This window comes from Paracoccus yibinensis (assembly GCF_030846195.1).
Lineage (GTDB): Bacteria > Pseudomonadota > Alphaproteobacteria > Rhodobacterales > Rhodobacteraceae > Paracoccus > Paracoccus yibinensis.
On the sequence record NZ_JAVCWH010000054.1, the window covers coordinates 1 to 3026 of the forward strand.

Annotated in this window: 3 protein-coding genes and 1 pseudogene; all 4 read right to left on the reverse strand. The window is 59.1% G+C overall.

Annotation, left to right across the window (positions count from 1 at the left end; all coding sequences use genetic code 11):
• Positions 1 to 88: 88 nt before the first annotated feature.
• A pseudogene (locus RAH32_RS21330) lies at positions 89 to 229 on the reverse strand (carboxylating nicotinate-nucleotide diphosphorylase); the annotation flags it as partial.
• A 135-nt stretch (positions 230 to 364) separates the two neighbouring features.
• Positions 365 to 712 (reverse strand): hypothetical protein, encoded by a 348-nt coding sequence (locus RAH32_RS21335; RefSeq protein ID WP_306610397.1) that lies wholly within the window; start codon positions 710 to 712, stop codon positions 365 to 367.
• Between the two features lie 127 nt (positions 713 to 839).
• Complete coding sequence (locus RAH32_RS21340; RefSeq protein WP_103174949.1) at positions 840 to 1067, reverse strand: hypothetical protein; 228 nt, start codon at positions 1065 to 1067, stop codon at positions 840 to 842.
• A 476-nt stretch (positions 1068 to 1543) separates the two neighbouring features.
• Positions 1544 to 2653, reverse strand: a complete 1110-nt coding sequence (locus RAH32_RS21345; protein WP_306610398.1) for an extracellular catalytic domain type 1 short-chain-length polyhydroxyalkanoate depolymerase — start codon at positions 2651 to 2653, stop codon at positions 1544 to 1546.
• Positions 2654 to 3026: the final 373 nt, after the last annotated feature.

A 3026-nucleotide genomic window follows, 5' to 3' on the forward strand; every position in this document is an offset into this window, starting at 1 on the left:
TCCAGAAGTTCCTTGGAGATCGTCATGCATGCTTCCTTTCGGTGAAGCATGGACCGGATCACTCATACACAAAAGATCGGACACTCTCCGCTTCCAGCACCACGCGGCCCTTCGCCATGGCAACCGCCCCCCGCAGCGTGTCGGTGTCCATGTTGTCCAGCAGGACCACATCCGCACCGCCTTCGTCCAGAACCTCGGCCAGTTGGTCCAGCCGGTCCACTTCGATCTGGGGCGATAGGAGCAGGGCTTGGCTGTTCTTGTGCGTTTCTTGAGCTATGCGGGGTGACTAGAAGACAACGCAGATCTGCGCTTCGGCGTGAGTTCACAGCACGGGGCGCAAGCCCCTGTGCTGTTCACCCAACCTTTACCGAGAAGCGAGCTGCACCGGTACCCCTTGAGCTGAGATCTCGACGGCATTGGCCATGCCCGTAAAGGTGTAAAGCGTCTGTGGCTCACCCGGCATTGAGAACTGTACCTCATCTTGGTCTTCCAGGCGCATCACAACACGCTGCGGCTCTTCGTTGGTGCGGCCGCGGAACACTGCCGTCACTTCATGGGCTCCCTTGGGGAGTTCGACCCGATAAGCGACCACGTCCAATGCCCCAGAGTGGAGGCTTTCGGCCTGAAGTGGTGCGGACAGGACAGCAACTTCGGCCACCGCAGGAGCTGCAATAGCAAGGGAAGCGACCGCGGAAAGCAGGATCGTTTTCATGGACAGGTTCTTTCTTCGAGAGAGGAGTTTTATCAGGGCCAGCCCAGCATCGACTGGGAGCAGGGGGAACGCGGCACGACCGGCAGATCGGGAATGCCAGGAGAGACGGCGTCAGTCCCTCGCGAAATCAGAGGGCGGCATATACACCCATGATCCGGCGCATCTCGCCCTCACGGGTCATGCCCCTAGCCGACAGGGCGTGGTCCGATAGATGATTAAGCTGGTTCAGTGCGCGCATCTGCGCGTTGGCTTCGGCCAACATGATAATGAAACGGCTCACGGCACGGAGCGGAGCCACCAGGATGGCGGACAAGCGGCTGGGAGACTTACAATAAGCAGAAGCGATGGTCGCCATGTGGAAACTCCTTGCGGGTGACAAAGTCGTTTCCTCCCCTGCAAACAAGATCGACCTTCCCGGGACCGATCACAACAGCTGATGCTGCATGGCAGCATTGCGGCTGAGACAACTAAGGGGTTTGTGGAAAAAATCGTGGCGCGTCAGCAACAAAAACTAGGGCTAACTTGAGGATTGACGTCTATAAAGGGGAAGCGATCTTCGTTCGGTCCAAGGTGCTCAGGACGCCGGAAATCTGCCAAGCCGCTGAGTAACGGAGCCAAAGCCAAGTCACGACTATGGAGACCTCGTTTCTCGTCTCCTTGGACACTCCAGCTGTTATCCCGACGCAGCATCTATCGTACGGCGCTCTGCGACTTCGGAAAAGAAGGGCTGCATCGTCGATTGCCGGTAAACCTCCATGTGCGGTCCTGATCATCTGCGGCGCTCTCCGCATCGCCAACACAAGGACAGCCCCATGCCCAGAGATGCCGAGCCTAATCCAGACTGACCGTACCTTTGCGGATGCTCTTTCTGTGCCGGAGAAAGAAACGCACCATCTCACGGGATGCGTCGGGGCCCGAAGGATCCACGAAGCGCCCGGCTGGCGACCCTCCAGACCAGGCGTGGCCGGACCCTTCGATCAGCCAGTGCTCGACGAGTGGTCGACCTTGTCCTATCCGATGGGTGCTCTTCACATAGCTGCGCCCGCCTTTGACTTGCCGTTTGAGATGTGTCCCCCGGACCCCAGCAAAGGGTTCGAGCGCGCGGATGGCTATGAAGCGTCCGTTGCGGGCATGTACGACACGATCATCGCTTCCATGAAAGATAATGGTGGGCATCGGAACCGTGCACCGAGCGCCGGGATTTCCCTGTGCCATCGCCATCATGGCGGAAGCCTTGTTCTGAGCAGCACCAACGGGAAGCCCGGAATGGACACCGACTGCGGCAAAGATATCAGGGTAAGCCCTTGCCAGAACCAGGGCCGCTGATCCACCGGCCGACAGTCCAGCGACATAGACCCTTGCCGGATCGGCCACATGCCGTTTCAGGACGTCGCGAGTAAGGCTGGCGAGAATGGCCGGCTCCCCTGCCTGTCGGCCTTGATCGCCGGGCTGAAACCAGTTCCAGCATCGCTTCGGATGCGCCTCACGGGTCTGAGCAGGATAGACGACCAGGAACCTGAACTCCTCGGCCAAGACGTTCATGCGCGTGCCCGTGGCAAAATCATCTGGGGTCTGGCCACACCCATGCAGCATGATCAGCAGTGGCATAGGCTCCAGGGAACTGGCGGCCGAGGCGGGCGTGTAGATCTTGTAATCCCGCTGCCCAAACTCACTGCTGTGGGTGGCAGTCCGGAACGATGCACGAGTTGGCATGATGACCTTGCGGGGCCGGGATGCAACATCTGCAGTGGACTTGGCTGCTCCCGCGGGTTTTCTACGGGCAGGTTTCTGAGTTTTTCCAGGTGTGAAACTGACCTGCTTCAATGCCTGCTCACTTGCCCGCACGGCAGAACTGAAGATCGCAGACACCATGCCCGTTGCGGTGATGGCACGTGGCCTCAGATGGACGGGCTTGAATGGGAAACGCGGTCGCTTCGACACGTCCAGGGTCCTTTCTGCGAACGGCACCTTCTTTTTGCGTTACATGCGCCACCCCGTCCCACAAGCTGCAAAACAGAACTATCGTCGCAAGGCGGCTATGCAGGAACCAAGTGCACGGACCGGAGGTCGTCTGGCAATGACAGAAAAGCCACGAGCTCTTGCTGAGGTGGAGGTATTGGCTGTTAGCCGCAATGGGCTCGGGACGTTCGAGGTATCACCGGAGTAGTGACGAAGATCCTCCATCTAAAGCCTGTTGCACTCAATCGGCCTCATACCCTGCAGCTTTGAAGTAGTTGTAGCATTCCTCGTCGGAGAAGAGGTCGCAGACCTGGCCAACCGCAGCCCAAAGCTGATCGTAGGTGCGGGCGGCGGC

Excerpts from the sequence above, each read along its gene's own strand:
- RAH32_RS21335 (WP_306610397.1), bottom strand. The coding sequence starts at position 712 with ATGAAAACGATCCTGCTTTCCGCGGTCGCTTCCCTTGCTATTGCAGCT.
- RAH32_RS21340 (WP_103174949.1), bottom strand. The coding sequence starts at position 1,067 with ATGGCGACCATCGCTTCTGCTTATTGTAAGTCTCCCAGCCGCTTGTCC.